Here is a 16583-nt window from a genome sequence, read left to right as displayed (position 1 = left end):
CCCCCTTTTCTCTTGCCGACTATCGCTTGATCATACGCAGATACGCCTTATACTCATTCGGCGTATTTGCACAAAGATATACGTTCATCACCACATCCGGATGTGCTTCAAACCACTCCACTACAGAAATCACTGCCACCGGCGCCACCTTGCCCATCGGGAATCCGTTGGCTCCCGCCGAAATGCTCGGGAATGCAATGCTGGTGCATCCATGCTCCACCGCCAGATCCAGTGCTTTTGTATAGCATGACGCCAGCACTTCTTCCTCTTCTTCATTGTTCTGGAAAAACGGACCTACCGTATGGATGATGTAATCGTCATACTCGATGCCATACGCCTTCGTGATCTTTGCATCACCTGGCATACAGCCGCCTAAAGTCTTACATTCATCAAAAAGCGCCTGACCTGCCGCCGCATGGATCGCTCCGTTGAGCCCGCCGCCGCAGAGCATCGCTTCGTCCATGATGCCCTCTGCTTCGGCCAGCAGCACTTCGTCCACTTCCACGCCGCCCAGAAGGGTCTTATGAGCCGAATTGACCACCGCATCCACATGAAGATCCAGCACGCTTCCCTGCACGAACGCCACATGAGATTTCGGCTGGAAATTCCGGACTTTATCACGGATATTGCGATCTACCATGATCTTGTTGGTAAACGGGTTCACCACATAGCCAAGGCAGTCCGGCCACTGATCCAGAGAGTCCAGGAGTTCACCAAAGGACTGATTGATGGTCGCACTTCCTTCTCCACCGATGTTCAGCTGCTCGCTGCTTGTGAAAATCGGGATCAAATAATGCCCCTCTTCATCCACTACCAGATGCTGAAAACTGATCGGCAGCTCCTCATTAATGGTGAAACTCGCGCCATCCTGCAAAGATTCCGCCTCAAGCAGCTGCTGCAAAAGCTCCTGCGGAGTTTCGATGGGGATCAGGCACTGCATACCCATCTCCGCTCCCTGGCTCATGGCGTTGAAGACCGGTTCCGGATCGGCGCCGTTCTCCCCGTAATACCAGTTATATAAAGCCCGCTCAAGAGCGGTTGCATATTTATCGTTCATGTTTTCCAGTCTCCCTCCTGCTTACAGCAGTTCCTTCAGTTTCTTCGCCTCTTCTTCCGTCAAAGTGATCCCCTTGCCCATTTTCTCATGATCCGGCGCCCAGTCGCGCAGATCGTACTTAGGTGCTCCGCCGTTCCAGGACACTTTGTTCAGCTCCTTGGTCCAGCCTCTGGCATTTTCTGAAAGCACTCCGATTTCTTCTACGATCTCATATTTAAAATCTGCCATATTGTCAATCTCCTTTATTTGTCGCACCACAGGTGCGACATTGACGTGCCCCGGGGTACTCCTTTATATGTTGTTCGTCTTACGATTCTGATTATACCACAGCCTGCAGCCTGCTTCAATACAGTGCATCACCCTTGTCATGCCGCAAGAAAGCCGCTATAATAACACCAGCAGAAAGCGAAAAAGGAGACTAAGATGAAAAAAGAATTTACCCACTACGGACAAAAAGTGCTGCTGGCTGGAAACCGCAGCCGCTATGAGATGATCTTAGAAAAAAACAACGTGGAATACATCCCGCTGCCCATCCTGTCCAAGACGTACCGGGTCGTGAAGTACAACAATAAATACGCTGTGATCTTAACAAAAGAAGCCGAAGATGATCTTGAAAGCGTCATCGTGACGGAAGCCCTGCCGGACGATCTGAACATCGACGCCCTGATCGTGGACGTGTTCAGCCAGCTGCGCGGCGAAAAACCTGCCAAAATGCCGACAAAAGCCATGGCCATCCTCCACGATGCGGAGAAACTTTTGCAGGAAAAACAAAGCCGCACCGGAACCCCTCTGACAGGTGATTCCTATTTTACTGAAATGGCAGGAGCACTTGAGATCTACGGCGGCACGGAATATCTGAAGACCCTGCCCCACGACGATATCGCCCCGGATTACTGGGATCAGCTGATGGCTGCAAAGCCTGCGGCTTTCGTCATGCCACTGTCCCCACAGCCAGATAACGCTCCGCAGCCACTCGGTCAGCAGCCAGCCCCGGCTTCAGCCGGAAATCCCTTCCCTGATATGTCCCAGGCAGAGAGCATGGAAGCCCTCATGTCCTTTTTCGGATCAGCAAAAAAGGAAGACTGAAAAGTCTTCCTTTCCCATGAGAGCCGGCAGTGTATATTCTTAATCTCCTGTGAAGTCGTATTCCTTATCTTCTTCTGCTTCATCCTCCTGTCGAATGATCATTAAAATGCATGCAACAATCAGCAGGAACACGGAAAAATATAGTGCATGTTTGTCAAAATGCTTGATGAAAATACTCTCAATGACCGCCCCTAGCATAAAGAAGAAAATCACGCCGAAATATACGATGGCTTTTTTCATATATTGTTTCTGGTGAGTCTGCATGTATTTATCGAAATTATATGTACCACTTCGCAGATTACCGATGCACATGGTGGTTGCGATACCGTTACCCCGGAAAGATCGGAACGTCTCTACCTGCATACCACACGCCAGCGAAATCAGCATATTCGCCAGATCGTTCTGCGACTGAGGGATCCAGCACACAGCGAACAAAAGCAAGATTTCTCCCACTAAAACGATCTGCCGCCAGTGCACGTGCACATCCTGTATCCTGCTCCGGATAAAGTCCGCTAAAATGATCCCCACTGTGAATGTGATCACCGGCCAGAAGTATTTCATAGCTTCTGCAAAATCTCCGCCGGCGGCGTTCACTCCGAACAGGAGCATGTTCCCGGTCTGCGCATTTGCAAAAACCTCGCCCCTGTATAGATAAGAATAGGCGTCCATGCACCCTCCGGAAAGAGCCAGGACTAAATTGACCACTGCAGATTCAGACATCTGCACCTTCTTTTTTGTAAATTGCTTTATCATAATCTCTCTGTATTTCGTAATGAGCAAAACAAAACACTCTGCTTAGTATTATACCTCATGTGAGAAGGTTTGTCATAAATAAGATTTTAGGATTTTAGCTTGTTCTAAGCTCCAGATCCTTTAACAAGGGCAGCTTTTCCTGTTCTTGCTTTGTTTAACAAAATATAACTTACAATCAACACCAAAATAGTGATGCCAAGTATCATATACATCGCTCCGATATTCACTTGACTTCCAAAAAAATAAACATTGCAATCAATGGAATCTTTTAGTTTTTCAACGACCTTTGTTGGAATGCCTTGATTTTGCATTTCAGCAAATACACCCTGCATTGTATGATTTCGGATCAGTGATGTCCCGTAAGTGCCTGGCAAAAATGAGATTAGTTTTTGAAGACCTTCGCTAAAAGAAGAAATAGGCATATATGCACCACAGATGAAACCATACCCCGCACTGATGATTGTACCTACCGCTGAAATTTGTCCTTGTGTTGATAAGAAAAGATTGATAATCGAAGATAATGCTGTTCCAAACAAAACAAGAAGTAAAATGTCAAGAAACAAAAAGAATATATCTGAAAGCGACATATACCAACCGACAATAGCCACGTAAGCAAGACAGATCCCCGTTGCAACAAAGCAAATAATAAGTGTTGAAAACAAGGTTGCAATATAATAACTCAGCGAAAGCGTCGCCGCCTTTACAGGAGAGATTCGTAAATCTCTTATCGTACCATTTGCTTTATCTTGCACCATTAAAAAATTAGAACAAAAAGCAACCGTTACGCACGAAACAGCAAGAATCGAGGAGATCAGCTGACCGCCTACCAGTCCCTCTATTATGTCTTCTGATAGTTTTAAAGAATCAGGTAAATTAGATGTAAAACTATCCCGATACACATTTCCAAGAAACGTTACATAAAGCACAAGCAATATAGCCGGTGTTATCAAAGAGGTAAAGAACATCCCCTTATCTTTAAAAAACAATTTGATATTTCTTTTGATAAGAATGAAAGCTGTACTCATTTTTCTGCACCTCCTACTAACGTTTTTCCTGTAACAACAAGAAAAACATCGTCCATTTTTCCTTTTGTTATTTCGTAATCATCAAACAGCTGCGGATTACGAATGATCAATTCAGTTGCAGCCTTTGTATTCGGTACAGAAAGACGATACCCGTTTCGGATTCGCTCATATTCTATATTAAGTGCTTTAATATCCTTTTCCTCTACACCGTAAATCGTGATGTAATCTCCAGTATAAATATTTTTTAATTCAAGCGGAGTCCCCTCTGCGGATATTTTTCCATCATCAATGATCACGACATAATCAGCTTCCGCAGCTTCTTCCATATAATGCGTAGTTAAAAATACGGTCATATCTTCAGCTTTGCGAAAACCGGATATAACAGTCCAGATAAGTTGGCGTGTCTGCGGGTCAAGCCCTGTTGTCGGCTCATCAAGAATAAGGATTTTAGGCTTATGAAACAAAGCCCTTGCAATATCGATTCTTCGGCGTTGTCCTCCTGATAATTTACCAACTGTGCGTTTCAATAAGTCTTTAAAATCTAATATTTTCGCCAGTTCCTCAAGCCGGTTCTTAAATGCCATTCCAGTAATGCCATATAAAGCGGCTCTACTTTCCAGATTATCATAGACAGAAAGGGCCGAATCCAAAACAGATGACTGAAAAACCACGCCCAGTTCACGCTTGATATAGTCCATATCCTCATCTAAATCGTGTTTATCAATAACGACGCTTCCACTGTCTTTCGTCAGTTGTCCGCACATAATATTGATTGTAGTCGACTTTCCTGCACCATTGATCCCAAGGAAGGCAAATAATTCCCCTTTTTTCACACGAAAACTCAAATTCCGGACAGCATTTACACTTCCAAAACTTTTATTAAGATTATCGATTTGAATAATATTGCTCATTCACTTTCCTCCTTATATTATGGGCATCCAGGATAATTCCCGTCATCTTCTCACATAAATATCTTATTGGTTATCGTAAAAGGCGGTTTGTATTCTCCCATTGAACTTTTCAATCCCAAAAGCTCCATGACAGCACTCCTGCCGAATACATAGTTGATACTTTTGATATTCTTTTACAGAAACTGCACCAAGTATATCGGCAGACAGAATATATCCTCATCCTTTGCAAAGTCCTTTGTATAAATAAGGTATTTATCTAGTATCCTGTCTGAGAATTTTCTGGAAAACGCATCTAAGGAAGCATGTGTCTTGTATCCGGAAGATTTCACCTCTATCGGACATACTTTGTTTTTTCTGGCCAGGATGAAATCTATCTCATAGTTTCTGCGAGTGCTTTCATTCATGAAAGTATGATAAAATAATGCATTCCCATTAGCAGTAAGTATTTGAGCTACTGCATTTTCATATAGATATCCAAGATTCGCACTCAGTTTATCATTCAGCAGTTTTTCATAAATGATGTTCTCTGTGAAATCTCTGTCTTTGAACATCAACGTAGTGAACAATCCGGTATCACTTAAAAATAATTTGAATTTCCCCGGGGCTTTATTGTTCGACATTCCTGCATTGGGATCATTGGTATGATACGATACCAGTACTGTTTTTGAATCTTTCAGTTCTGCAATCGATTCCAGAATATTTTCTGCTCTCTCACCGTTCAAAACACTCGAAACCTGATATCTTGAAGCATTTTTATTAAGCTGTGCCGGGATCGCATCAAACAGACTTGACAACTTCCCTGTTGGATCTATTTTTTTAAAGTCATCTTCATACAGATTGAGAATATCCCTTTTTATCTGGTCTACTTTTCTGAAATTGTTCGTTTCTATATATTCATTTACAGCCTGTGGCATACCTCCTACAAGCATATACAAGCGGAAGTCTCTCATCAGTTTTCTATGGATCTGAACTCCGACAGGTTTCCCGGAATCAAATACCTTCTTCAGCAATGGAATAGTTGTGAGATCTCCGACAGCCCATAGAAATTCTTCATGATCCATAGGATACATACTGATTTTTCGTTCCTCACTTGGGATAAGTATATCCTTCACGTTACGTTTGATCGAAATCAACGAACCGGTCTCCACGTAATCATATCTGTGATCTGCCACCAATGCTTTGATTGCCTGCCTCGCAAGAGGACACTGTTGTACTTCGTCAAATATAATCAATGATCTTCTCTCATGCAGATCGACCTTATACTGCAATTGCAGTTGGAGAAACAGATAATCCAGATCAGATATATCTTCAAAAAGTTCTTTTACGGCTTTAGATGCTCTCGAAAAATCAATAAGGATGTAACTTTCATATTCCTTTTTAGCGAATTCTTCAACAACTGTCGATTTTCCAACTCGTCTTGCTCCTTCTATCAGTAAAGCAGTCCTTCCATCAGACTCAGTTTTCCACTCTAAAAGCTTGTCATATATCTTTCTTCTGAACATAAAATCAGCCCCCATCGCAAAATCGCACTTTTTATATTTTCATTTTACCACAAAATCGCTATTTTTATATCCTCATTTTACTGCAAAATCGCACTTTTTTCATTATTATGTGAAGATCCTGGTTGTGGAGCTCGTGTTTCTCGTCCAGAAGCAGATTTCTGAGAAATATCTCAAGATATTCTGTGGTTTCATGGATACCTCTCTGTAAATCCGTATAATTCGCTCGAACAAGCGCATTTCTGAAATACTAGGCATTTTCTGCAAAAATATCATTGGTTGCAGAAAAGCCAAGCGTTCTCAAATATTTGATAAAGAACACTGCATCTGGAACATACTCGGCCCTGTTTTCTCCCTGCATTTTTATCTACAAGGGTCCAAAAGAATCGCTTTGATAGATTCTATATCACTAACACTCAATCGATTCTTATTAAATGTATGTACCGCCTTATCAATATCGTTGGAACTGCCAAGAACTTCTTTGCACCAGACAGGACTATTTCCTTGAACAAAAAATGCATACCCCTCTACCCATACATAAAATCCATATTCCTCAAGATGCCTTGCAAGCAAATATACCTGCCGATTTACCTGCTTGATCGGATTTCTTACCGTTTTGGTAAAAGTGTTGCCATAAGGATCGGTTTTGCATTTTATCCAAGTATAATCATCTGTCTTGCCATAGATTGTGCCCGCGTAGTTTTTCACTTCAATGATGAAAACTCCATACTTGTTTATGATGACATTATCAAGCTCAGCTTTTCTCCCATCATAAGAAATATCAACATTTGTCAGAAGAACGTCCCCATTACGCAGAACTCTCCTGATTATGTTCATTGCAATATATTCTCCCTCACGACCCGCACGCTCTTCCGGACGTTCATACTCCTGCGAGCTACGATCAGATATGCTGTTTCCTATTATGGCTATGATTGCGATAATAATTACCACAATGGCAATGATTACAAATATACTTAATTCAGACATAGTTCACCCTCTGAAGTTATTGATTATTGTAATTTAGCTGTGAGCTGGCGTAAAGGAATCCAGCAACCGCTGAAATCCCAGCATCGCCTCATCCGGCCCAATGATACGAATCTTCCCGCCAAACTGGAACACCCAGCCATATCTGTCACCATTCCTTTACTATTACAAAACATTAACTCTGGTTTTATTATAACGGAGTGAAATCGGAAATAAATAAAAAATACTTCTGTCATATTTCCAAACTTACTTCAATTATCTCCCGGATCGGTATTTTCACACCGTCCGTCATGATCAGCACATGCACATACTCATCTATCTTCTTCAGTGCTCCGGTTTTCGTCACATATCCTCCGCCGTCTTTCCTCTCGTCAGGCACGAAATATGTGATACTGACTTCCGGCTGCTCTTCTATATGCTCTGAAAGGATCCGAAGTTTCTCATTCAAACGCTGCCGTTCATCTTCCTCCAGTTCCATACGCTTGTCTGTGACTCTTGCCTCTTCCTCCACTGCTGCATCAAATCCTGTCAGTGCTGCAAATGGCGAGAACTGTGCAGCGCGGTCATGCATGGACATCTGCAGATGCGTCCGTGATACATGGTGCGGATGATCGATGATATCGCTGTAATCCTTCATGCCTTATGCCCTCCGATCTGTCTGTTCCTGTTCTTTGCAGTAGCTCCCTCCTCGAGATTCATCCCTTTAAGGACAGCATTTTTACCAAACTTTTTTTTGATAGAGATCTCCGCCTCCTGCAGTTTCCGTTCCCGTTCAAGCTGTTCGGCTTCTTCACGCTGCGCTTCCTGTCTGGCGTCATAATCTGTAAAAAAATCAAGCTGTTCACATCCATCATTTTTCTCCGGAGCATCCGACTCGCCAACCACACGATTCGCAGAAATGTTCATCCTACTACAATATACTTATGGTTAATATCCCTTGCAGCCAGTAAGGAATTATCCATCTTGTTGCTTAAGCTGTTAAAATGTAAGAGCAATCGGTATAGCGATTTCATCCTTGGGCTTCGCGCCCGGACCGCAGTCTGCTAACCAGCTCTTCATTCGCAGCATTCGTTTTATGCAGGTTGAGCCACCTTAAGGGTGCGTTCGTGTCACACCACAGTAGATTGAATGGGCAATGAGTAAAGCTGGATCTGATCAATTGCAATCTTTGAAACAGGGAGTGACATTTTATGAATATGAACGCAGTAGGTATAGATGTTTCCAAAAGGAAGAGTACAGTTGCAATCCTCCGTCCCGGCGGAGAGATAGTTAAGAAGCCTTTTGATGTGCCGCACCTTTCTTCTGACTTTCGATCGCTTACTCGGTTGATCCAGGATCTTGATGGAGAAACACGCATCGTTATGGAATGCACCGGTCACTACTATGAGCCAATTGCCCGCAGACTGTCGCAGGCAGGTTTCTTCGTCAGTGCTGTAAACCCTCATATCATCCGTAACTTTCAAGGCCACGATAATCCTCTCCGCAAAGTCAAAACAGACAAGGCGGATTCGGTGAAAATCGCACGCTACACTCTTGACAGCTGGGGAAATTTGAAACAGTATACTCTTATGGATGAATTACGTTCTCAACTCAAAACTATGAATCGTCAGTTCAGCTTCTACACGAAGCACAAAACTGCTATGAAAAACAATTTGATCGGGCTGATCGATCAGACTTATCCAGGTGCCAACACCTACTTTAACAGTCCTGTCCGTGAAGACGGCTGCCAGAAATGGGTGGATTTTGTGGATACCTACTGGCATGTGGATTGTGTCCGTAAGATGTCATTGACTGCTTTTATCAATCACTATCAGAAATGGTGTCACCGCAGGAGGTACATCTTCAGCAAGTCAAAAGCTGAAGAAATCTATGGAAAAGCAAAGGAGCTTGTTCCTGTACTTCCCAAGGACAACTTTACCAAACGGATCATCAAACAGGCGATAGCACAATTAAATACTACATCTAAGACTGTAGAAGAACTGCGCAATCTTATGAACGAAACCGCTTCTAAGCTCCCAGAATATCCAGTCGTTATGGCAATGGAGGGAGTAGGTCCATCTCTGGGGCCACAGCTTATGGCCGAAATCGGTGATGTGATGCGTTTTACTCATAAAGGCGCCATTACAGCATTTGCTGGAGTAGATCCTGGAGTAAATGCATCTGGAGAGTATTCCCAGAAAAGCGTACATGCCTCGAAACACGGCTCACCAGTATTACGAAAAACTCTGTTCCAGATCATGGAAGTGCTGATCAAGAACAAGCCTGATGATGCCGTATATCTTTTCATGGACAAGAAACGTGCTCAGGGAAAACCCTATTATGTCTACATGACCGCAGGAGCCAATAAATTTCTACGCATTTACTATGGAAGAGTAAAAGAATATCTTCTGAACTTGTCTGAATTAAATTGATCACTTTATGTCCTTTTTCAGGCCGACATTTCTGGCGGTCTTGTTTTGATACCTAGTTTTCGATCTATACAATACTTTCAATATCCCATAATTTACCCTTGACTTTTTATTTGCAGGCTGCAGTTCCCATCTCGTCCCTTAAAAAAGAAATTTGGGAATTCACGAATTTCAAGCTGGCGGGAAAACGGATGAGAGTTCCGATACAGGTCAAATTATTTTCTATCTGGGAATTCACGATGAGTGTAGTTAAGAGAACTGCTTCATTTACATTTATGCAATGCGGATTTCTGCTATGCAATGCGGATTTCTGCAAAGTGCGAGGCTTGCGGCAGCCATCTCGATATCGTATAATGGGACGAGAGAAATGGGAGGTGCAGTATGGGCGGATTTGTTTTTTCGATCATGTTTGCTTTTGTCATGTGGATGGCTGCCATAGCGATGGCTATCATGGCGGTGATCGCTATTTGTGCATTGATGAATTATATTTTTGAAAGTATTTTTCTGTATCGGGTTTCTCAGATCCGGAATTATTCTCATGGATTTCTGGCGTGGATCCCGTTTCTAAACAAGCTGCGGCTGGGACAGATCGCAGGTAAAAAGAATGTGGGGATTTTGTTGACGATCCTGGATATCATCTGCACTGCCTGTTTTGCAGAAATGTGTTTTGGTCCGCAGTCCATGGCAGATACCAGTCTGAATTCGATCATTTCTATCTTATGGCTGGTCACATTCCCGATCGTTTTCATTTTAAACATCTACCTTTCTCACAGGATCATGAAAAAGGTGATGCCGCGGTGGGCGGATCTGTTGACTTTGGCCAATGTGTTCACTGCTGGAATTTCCAGATCGATTATTTTGTTCCTGCTTCGAAACCGGAAGGAACTTCTGGTGCCGGAGCCGGGACCTATGATTTCATAAATTTTAATTTGGTATGAGAGGAGGATTCCATTATGATCGACAATATCAACTGGTATCCGGGGCATATGAAGAAGACCCGGGAGCTGATTCAGGAAAATTTGAAAATGGTGGATGCTGTCATCGAGGTGATCGATGCGAGGATCCCGATTTCCAGCAGAAATCCTATTATAGATGAACTGGTGAAAAGCAAGCCACGGATCATCGTACTAAACAAGAGCGATCTGGCAGATGACAAGGCGGTAAAAGACTGGGCAGAAACCTTTCGCCGACAGGGAAACAAGGCGCTGGCCATGAACTGTATGAGCGGGGCGGGCAGCAAGGAGCTGTTCCGTCTTTTAAGCAGTATGGAGGCTGAAAAAAACAAGGACAAGGTGCGGCAGAAGCCGTATCGACTGATGATCGTCGGCGTGCCGAATGTGGGTAAGTCGTCTCTCATAAACCGCATGACGGGAAAGAAAAGCGCTCAGACAGGCGACAGGCCGGGGGTCACGAGAGGCAAGCAGTGGCTTCGTCTGCAAAACGGAATGCAGCTTCTCGATACGCCGGGGATATTATGGCCGAAATTCGAGGATCCTAAAGCGGGGCTGAACCTGGCTTTTTGCGGTTCTATCAAAGATGAGATCCTGGATGTGCCGACCCTGGCTATGGAGCTGATCGGTGTGCTGGCAGAGCATTATCCCCAGCTTCTCATGGACCGGTATAAGTTGGAAGAAACGGGGGAAACTCCTCTCGAGACCATGGAGATGATGGCTCAGAAGCGTGGCTGCATCCTGCCGGGCAAGCGGATCGATTACGAGAGGATCGGCAAACTGACGCTGGATGAGTTTCGCGGCGGCAAGATCGGACGGATCACGCTGGAGCTTCCGCCGGTTCCTGCAAAGAATGCTGCTCAGGTTCCTGCAAAGAATGCTGTTGCAGACAGTCACAGTCCGGCTGAAACTCCTGCAAAGGAGGCACAGGAATGACCAGGGAAGAACGGCTTGAAAAACAGAAGCAGCGGCTCATTGAAATGAAAGTGCCGGAGGAAGACCTGCATGAGCAGGGCTACCGGTGCATCGCCGGGATCGACGAGGTGGGCAGAGGACCGCTGGCTGGTCCGGTGGTTGCGGCGGCTGTGGTGCTTCCGGAGGAATTTAGCGTATTGGGAATAGACGATTCCAAGAAACTTTCAGAAAAGCGACGGGAGGAGCTTTTCGTCGAAATCAAAAAACACGCGGTCGCCTGGGGCATCGGTATGGCAGACCATCAGGTGATCGATGAGATCAATATTTTGCAGGCGACCAAACTGGCTATGCGCCGGGCGGTCCACGATCTGGAACAGAAGCTTGCGGATGCCGGTAAAGATCCTTTGGATTATCTGCTGTTTGACGCAGTCAAGATCGAGGAACTGGATCTGCCGCAGCAGTCCATCATAAAAGGGGATGCCAAGGTGCTAGCCATTGCAGCCGCATCTATCATAGCCAAGGTCACAAGAGACAGAATGATGGTGAAATACGCGGAAGTTTATCCGGGATATGCCTTTGAAAAAAACAAAGGCTACGGGACGAAGGCTCACTACGAAGGTCTGGGGCTGCAGGGGATCTGCCCTATCCACCGAAGAACGTTTTTAAAGGGGAAATCTTATCCATCCCAGGAGTAGGGGAAGCCAGCCCGGAAGCAGGGGCGTAGCGGTGCTAAGCCAGTGGGTTCGCATCAAGCCAGCGGGCTCAGCATCACGCCAGGGAGTCTGGCGGCAGACCGGCGCCAAGCCAGTGGGTTCGATGCCAAAGCGGCCCCATGCCAGGGATGGTCCGGGTCTCTTTTCCCCTTGCGCAGAAGACCCCGGCGTGGTAAAATGGATTTGTTATACGACTGACGGTATTTAAAGTGGAACAGACCACGTGGAGTATAATGAGAAGAAGAGAGCCGACCGTCTGGGCTGCATAAGTCCGGATCGTCAGGCCCTTTTTGCATATTAAGGGGAAAAAAGATTCGGCTCACAGTCAAGAGAGCATGAGGAGAAAAGAGATGGAAATCAAAACAGACATTCAGATCGCACAGGAAAATGAGATGGCGCACATCAGCCAGATCGCTGAGAAAGCAGGACTTGCAGAGGAATACGTAGAACTTTACGGTAACTACAAGGCCAAGATCGACTACCGCCTGTTACAGGACAGAAAAGACAGGAAGGACGGCAAGGTGATCCTGGTGACGGCGATTTCACCGACGCCGGCAGGCGAAGGCAAGACGACCACTACCGTTGGTCTGGCAGACGCCATGAAGCGGATCGATAAAGATGTGATCGTAGCTTTAAGAGAACCTTCTTTAGGACCGGTCTTCGGCATCAAGGGCGGAGCCGCAGGCGGTGGCTACGCACAGGTGGTGCCGATGGAGGACATCAACCTTCACTTCACCGGCGATATGCACGCTATCGGAGCTGCCAACAATCTGCTGGCGGCTATGCTGGACAACCATATCCAGCAGGGAAATGAACTGGGGATCGACCCGAGAAGGATCACCTGGAAGCGCTGCGTGGACATGAATGACCGGCAGCTGCGGTTCATCACCGACGGCCTGGGCGGAAGAATCAACGGAACACCTAGAGAAGACGGATTTGACATCACGGTAGCCAGCGAGATCATGGCGATCCTGTGTCTTTCCAGGAATATCGAGGATTTAAAAGAACGTGTTTCCCGCATCGTCGTGGGATACACTTATGATGAGAAGCCGGTCACAGCGGGTCAGCTGAAAGCACAGGGAGCGATGGCGGCTCTGCTGAAGGATGCTCTCAAGCCGAACCTCGTTCAGACGCTGGAAAAAACACCTGCGCTGATACACGGAGGCCCTTTCGCTAATATCGCTCACGGATGCAACTCGGTAATGGCGACGCGCATGGCGATGAAGATGGCGGATTATGTGGTGACAGAAGCCGGATTTGGCGCGGATCTGGGAGCAGAAAAATTCCTGGATATCAAATGCCGCATGGCGGATATCAGACCGTCTGCAGTCGTTGTCGTTGCAACGGTAAGAGCGTTGAAACATCACGGAGGCGTATCCAAGGTGGATCTGGGAACAGAAAACCTGTCAGCACTGGAAAAAGGTCTGCCTAATCTTTTGCAGCATGTGGAAAACATCACGAAGGGCTTCGGGCTTCCGGCTGTGGTAGCGATCAACCGGTTCCCGACCGATACGGAAGCGGAGCTGAAACTGGTGGAAGACAAGTGCAGACAGCTGGGCGTCAACGTAGCTCTCAGTGAAGTCTGGGGCAAAGGCGGAGAAGGCGGTATCGCACTGGCAGAAGAAGTCGTTCGCCTCTGTGAAGAACCGAATGATTTCCATTTCACATACGAGCTTGACTGCTCCATCCGCGAAAAACTGCAGGCGATCGCACAGAAGATCTATCACGCAGATGATGTGAAATTCCTGCCGGCAGCAGAAAAGGAAATGAAGCAGCTGGAAGACCTGGGATTTGGGAATCTGCCGATATGTGTGGCGAAGACCCAGTACAGCTTTTCTGACGACCAGAGCCTTTTAGGAGCACCGAGAGGATTCGATCTGACAGTGCGCAACCTGAAAGTCTCCGCAGGAGCAGGCTTTATCGTGGCCTTGACTGGAAATATCATGACGATGCCGGGGCTGCCGAAGAAACCGGCGGCAGAAAATATCGATGTAGATGCATCGGGAAAGATCACCGGCCTGTTTTAAGATAGAAAGGGTGAAAAAAATGATTTATACGGAGAAATCCTGTAAGAAATTCATCGAAGCGGCAGCGAGCAAAGAGCCGGTTCCCGGTGGCGGGAGCGTTGCGGCTCTGGCTGGTGCGCTGGGGACCTCCCTGGGGCACATGGTAGGTGCTTTGACGGTAGGAAAGAAGAAATATGCCGATGTGGAAGATGAGATGATGGAGCTGATGAAAGAAGGACGGCAGCTGCAGCGTGAGCTTCTGGATCTGGTGCAGGCGGATATCGATATGTTCGAGCCCCTGTCTCAGCTGTATTCTCTAAAACCGGAAACGGACGAGGAGATCGCAGAGAAGGAGCGCCTGATGGAGGAGGCTCTGGAAAATGCCAGTGCAGTTCCTCTTCAGATCATGGAAAAATGCGGCCGGGCAATCGAGCTTTCGGTAGCCTTCGCCAAGCGGGGCAGCAGGATCGCGGTCAGCGATGCCGGATCCAGTGCCATCCTCTGCAAAGCAGCCCTGCAGGCTGCCAGCCTCAACGTTTACATCAACACCAGGATGATGCAGAACCGGGCAAGAGCTGAGGAACTGAACGAGATCTGTGCCATCAGGATGATGAAATACACATCGCTGGCAGATGAAGTATTCGAATGTGTATCAAATCAATTAAAGAAGGGAAATGATTAATGATAGAACTGAAGGGGAAGCCGGTAGCAGATGACATCAAGGAGAGGGCGTTCAAGCGTGTGGAAGAGCTTCGCAGTCAGGGGATCATACCAAAGATCGCGACCATACGGGTGGGCGATGATCCGGGTGATATCGCTTACGAACACGGGATCTGCAGCCGGGCAGAAGAAATGGGGATCGATATCAAGCAAAAGGTTTTTGCAGGGGATATTTCGCAGGAGCGGCTTCTTGCAAAGATCGCAGCATACAACGAAGACCAGGATATCCACGGCGTCCTGATCTTCCGGCCTCTGCCGAAGCAGTTCGACGACAAGACGATCTGCAAAGCTCTCGATTTCCGAAAGGACGTAGACGGCATCACGGCCGGTTCTATGGCAGGGGTGTTCACTGGCAGCGGCGAGGGGTTTCCGCCCTGCACGGCAGAAGCCTGCATCCGTATGCTGGACTATTATGGATATGATCTTACGGGAAAGAAAGTCACGGTGTTTGGCAGAAGCCTGGTGATCGGAAAACCGGTGACGGTAATGGCCCTGGATCGCAATGCCACGGTGACCATCTGTCACAGCAGGACGACGCCGGAGATACTGCGGGAAGCCGGGAAAAATGCAGATGTGCTGATCACAGCTGTAGGCAGGGCGAATTTTTTGACGCGGGATCTGACAGGAGAGGATCAGATCATTCTGGATGTGGGGATCAACGATGATGGCGCCGGAGGCATATGCGGCGACGTAGATCCGCAAGCCGCATCCGCAGCGGCAGCGGCCAGCCCGGTGCCGGGCGGTGTCGGCAGCGTGACCACCGCCGTTCTCATGGATCACGTGGTAACGGCCGCAGCGCGAAGCGCTTTGCAGGAAAAATAAAAGGAATGGAAAAAGGTAAAGTGTCTGCGGGCACTTGCCTTTTTTTTGCATTGCGTGTAAAATTGATATATTATGCAGTTACTATAAAATTGCATGGAGTATGAGTAAAAGAGGGATGATGGATTGAGGAATCTTTTGATCATTCTCTGGCTGATCCTGATCGGGGTCATTGCGGTTCCCGTCTGCTTGGATTATATGAACGGCACGCCGAAGGACGATGTGCTTTCTGTGATCCAGAGGGAGACGGAGACGGATGATATCCGGGTCACGCTGGAGGAGGAAATCGGAAACAAGGCGATGTACTGTTTTCAGACGGGCAGTGATTTTGGGGCGGCAGTGTTTTCCCGGATGGGAGAGCGGTACTGCTACCAGGAGAGCACCATTGGAAACGGAGAGAAATACATTGATGTGCGGCTGGACACGGGCTGGGATGTGTACCAGTATTACGTAACGGCAGATGGAGCGCAGCAGAAGAAGATCGAGACGTACCAGGGGGTATACCGGATCTATCTGGCGGCGTTTCTGATTTTGCTGGGAGCGAGTCTGCTGTATGGTCTTTGGAATATGAGACGAAGGAATAAGAATAAAAACCAGTAAGGAGAGATATAAATCATGGAGAAGAATTTAGCAAAGACTTACGATCCGAAGGATTTTGAGGATCGCATTTATGAGATGTGGGAGTCGAACGGTGCATTCCACGCGGAAGTGGATCCCGATAAAAAGCCGTTCACCAT

General features: G+C 46.7%; 18 protein-coding genes and 1 riboswitch. Of the genes, 9 read left to right on the top strand and 9 right to left on the bottom strand.

Going from position 1 to position 16583, the window contains the following annotated elements; genetic code table 11:
• Window positions 1–19 precede the first annotated feature (19 nt).
• Entirely contained in the window at window positions 20–1057 is a 1038-nt protein-coding gene (locus H8876_RS09065; RefSeq protein ID WP_249287473.1) for a macro domain-containing protein, read from the bottom strand.
• Between the two features lie 21 nt (window positions 1058–1078).
• A complete protein-coding gene (locus H8876_RS09060) occupies window positions 1079–1285 on the bottom strand; it encodes a YdbC family protein (protein WP_177264906.1) in 207 nt (68 codons plus the stop codon).
• 195 nt (window positions 1286–1480) lie between these two features.
• Here H8876_RS09060 and H8876_RS09055 point away from each other — a divergent pair, with 195 nt between their 5' ends.
• Window positions 1481–2143, top strand: coding sequence for a hypothetical protein (locus H8876_RS09055; RefSeq protein ID WP_249287472.1), 663 nt, complete (start codon window positions 1481–1483; stop codon window positions 2141–2143).
• A gap of 39 nt (window positions 2144–2182) precedes the next feature.
• Here the strand turns inward: H8876_RS09055 and H8876_RS09050 are convergent, their stop codons facing one another.
• The 7 genes from H8876_RS09050 to H8876_RS09015 form a co-directional block, all read right to left on the bottom strand.
• Window positions 2183–2863, bottom strand: coding sequence for a YoaK family protein (locus H8876_RS09050; protein ID WP_249287471.1), 681 nt, complete (start codon window positions 2861–2863; stop codon window positions 2183–2185).
• A gap of 137 nt (window positions 2864–3000) precedes the next feature.
• Complete coding sequence (locus H8876_RS09045; protein WP_249287470.1) at window positions 3001–3921, bottom strand: ABC transporter permease; 921 nt, start codon at window positions 3919–3921, stop codon at window positions 3001–3003.
• Window positions 3918–4832 (bottom strand): ABC transporter ATP-binding protein, encoded by a 915-nt coding sequence (locus H8876_RS09040; protein WP_249287469.1) that lies wholly within the window; start codon window positions 4830–4832, stop codon window positions 3918–3920. Before H8876_RS09040 ends, H8876_RS09045 begins: the two co-directional genes overlap by 4 nt.
• Window positions 4833–5005: 173 nt before the next feature.
• Window positions 5006–6334, bottom strand: coding sequence for an ATP-binding protein (locus tag H8876_RS09035; protein WP_249287468.1), 1329 nt, complete (start codon window positions 6332–6334; stop codon window positions 5006–5008).
• 360 nt (window positions 6335–6694) lie between these two features.
• Window positions 6695–7318: a nuclease-related domain-containing protein gene (locus H8876_RS09025; protein WP_249287467.1), complete on the bottom strand. Its 624-nt coding sequence runs from the start codon at window positions 7316–7318 to the stop codon at window positions 6695–6697.
• A 229-nt stretch (window positions 7319–7547) separates the two neighbouring features.
• Window positions 7548–7952, bottom strand: coding sequence for a YolD-like family protein (locus H8876_RS09020; RefSeq protein ID WP_249287466.1), 405 nt, complete (start codon window positions 7950–7952; stop codon window positions 7548–7550).
• Window positions 7949–8221: a hypothetical protein gene (locus H8876_RS09015; protein ID WP_465250743.1), complete on the bottom strand. Its 273-nt coding sequence runs from the start codon at window positions 8219–8221 to the stop codon at window positions 7949–7951. The genes H8876_RS09020 and H8876_RS09015 overlap by 4 nt, the downstream gene beginning before the upstream one ends.
• Window positions 8222–8511: 290 nt before the next feature.
• On the opposite strand from H8876_RS09015, the gene H8876_RS09010 reads away from it, so the two are divergent.
• The 8 genes from H8876_RS09010 to H8876_RS08975 all read left to right on the top strand — a co-directional run bounded on the left by H8876_RS09010 (window position 8512) and on the right by H8876_RS08975 (window position 16446).
• Entirely contained in the window at window positions 8512–9726 is a 1215-nt protein-coding gene (locus H8876_RS09010) for an IS110 family RNA-guided transposase (protein ID WP_249287513.1), read from the top strand.
• A gap of 378 nt (window positions 9727–10104) precedes the next feature.
• Window positions 10105–10644: a hypothetical protein gene (locus tag H8876_RS09005; RefSeq protein ID WP_177265139.1), complete on the top strand. Its 540-nt coding sequence runs from the start codon at window positions 10105–10107 to the stop codon at window positions 10642–10644.
• Between the two features lie 32 nt (window positions 10645–10676).
• Window positions 10677–11609 (top strand): ribosome biogenesis GTPase YlqF, encoded by a 933-nt coding sequence (gene ylqF / locus H8876_RS09000; RefSeq protein ID WP_249287465.1) that lies wholly within the window; start codon window positions 10677–10679, stop codon window positions 11607–11609.
• On the top strand, window positions 11606–12283 hold the full coding sequence (locus H8876_RS08995) for a ribonuclease HII (protein WP_177265137.1): 678 nt from the start codon (window positions 11606–11608) through the stop codon (window positions 12281–12283). Before ylqF ends, H8876_RS08995 begins: the two co-directional genes overlap by 4 nt.
• 198 nt (window positions 12284–12481) lie before the next feature.
• Window positions 12482–12570: riboswitch (ZMP/ZTP riboswitch) on the top strand.
• 81 nt (window positions 12571–12651) lie between these two features.
• Entirely contained in the window at window positions 12652–14328 is a 1677-nt protein-coding gene (locus tag H8876_RS08990) for a formate--tetrahydrofolate ligase (RefSeq protein ID WP_249287464.1), read from the top strand.
• A gap of 19 nt (window positions 14329–14347) precedes the next feature.
• Complete coding sequence (locus H8876_RS08985) at window positions 14348–14989, top strand: cyclodeaminase/cyclohydrolase family protein (RefSeq protein WP_177265136.1); 642 nt, start codon at window positions 14348–14350, stop codon at window positions 14987–14989.
• Window positions 14989–15849: a bifunctional 5,10-methylenetetrahydrofolate dehydrogenase/5,10-methenyltetrahydrofolate cyclohydrolase gene (locus H8876_RS08980; protein ID WP_249287463.1), complete on the top strand. Its 861-nt coding sequence runs from the start codon at window positions 14989–14991 to the stop codon at window positions 15847–15849. Before H8876_RS08985 ends, H8876_RS08980 begins: the two co-directional genes overlap by 1 nt.
• 123 nt (window positions 15850–15972) lie before the next feature.
• Window positions 15973–16446 carry a hypothetical protein gene (locus H8876_RS08975; protein ID WP_177265134.1) on the top strand — a complete coding sequence of 158 codons (474 nt, stop codon included), beginning with the start codon at window positions 15973–15975 and terminating at the stop codon, window positions 16444–16446.
• The last annotated feature ends 137 nt before the right edge of the window (window positions 16447–16583 follow it).

The organism is Lentihominibacter faecis (genome assembly GCF_014306095.1).
Taxonomy (GTDB): Bacteria; Bacillota; Clostridia; order Peptostreptococcales; family Anaerovoracaceae; genus Lentihominibacter; species Lentihominibacter faecis.
The sequence above is the reverse complement of the archived record's forward strand: the minus strand, read 5'-3'. Positions and strand labels throughout refer to the sequence as shown.

Coding starts and splice junctions, on each gene's coding strand:
- H8876_RS09015 (WP_465250743.1), bottom strand. CDS start 8,221: ATGAACATTTCTGCGAATCGTGTGGTTGGCGAGTCGGATGCTCCGGAG.
- H8876_RS09005 (WP_177265139.1), top strand. CDS start 10,105: ATGGGCGGATTTGTTTTTTCGATCATGTTTGCTTTTGTCATGTGGATG.
- H8876_RS09035 (WP_249287468.1), bottom strand. CDS start 6,334: ATGTTCAGAAGAAAGATATATGACAAGCTTTTAGAGTGGAAAACTGAG.
- H8876_RS08985 (WP_177265136.1), top strand. CDS start 14,348: ATGATTTATACGGAGAAATCCTGTAAGAAATTCATCGAAGCGGCAGCG.
- H8876_RS09065 (WP_249287473.1), bottom strand. CDS start 1,057: ATGAACGATAAATATGCAACCGCTCTTGAGCGGGCTTTATATAACTGG.
- H8876_RS09055 (WP_249287472.1), top strand. CDS start 1,481: ATGAAAAAAGAATTTACCCACTACGGACAAAAAGTGCTGCTGGCTGGA.
- H8876_RS09045 (WP_249287470.1), bottom strand. CDS start 3,921: ATGAGTACAGCTTTCATTCTTATCAAAAGAAATATCAAATTGTTTTTT.
- H8876_RS08995 (WP_177265137.1), top strand. CDS start 11,606: ATGACCAGGGAAGAACGGCTTGAAAAACAGAAGCAGCGGCTCATTGAA.
- H8876_RS09040 (WP_249287469.1), bottom strand. CDS start 4,832: ATGAGCAATATTATTCAAATCGATAATCTTAATAAAAGTTTTGGAAGT.
- H8876_RS09010 (WP_249287513.1), top strand. CDS start 8,512: ATGAACGCAGTAGGTATAGATGTTTCCAAAAGGAAGAGTACAGTTGCA.
- H8876_RS09020 (WP_249287466.1), bottom strand. CDS start 7,952: ATGAAGGATTACAGCGATATCATCGATCATCCGCACCATGTATCACGG.
- H8876_RS09050 (WP_249287471.1), bottom strand. CDS start 2,863: ATGTCTGAATCTGCAGTGGTCAATTTAGTCCTGGCTCTTTCCGGAGGG.
- H8876_RS09025 (WP_249287467.1), bottom strand. CDS start 7,318: ATGTCTGAATTAAGTATATTTGTAATCATTGCCATTGTGGTAATTATT.
- H8876_RS08980 (WP_249287463.1), top strand. CDS start 14,989: ATGATAGAACTGAAGGGGAAGCCGGTAGCAGATGACATCAAGGAGAGG.
- H8876_RS09060 (WP_177264906.1), bottom strand. CDS start 1,285: ATGGCAGATTTTAAATATGAGATCGTAGAAGAAATCGGAGTGCTTTCA.
- H8876_RS08990 (WP_249287464.1), top strand. CDS start 12,652: ATGGAAATCAAAACAGACATTCAGATCGCACAGGAAAATGAGATGGCG.
- ylqF (WP_249287465.1), top strand. CDS start 10,677: ATGATCGACAATATCAACTGGTATCCGGGGCATATGAAGAAGACCCGG.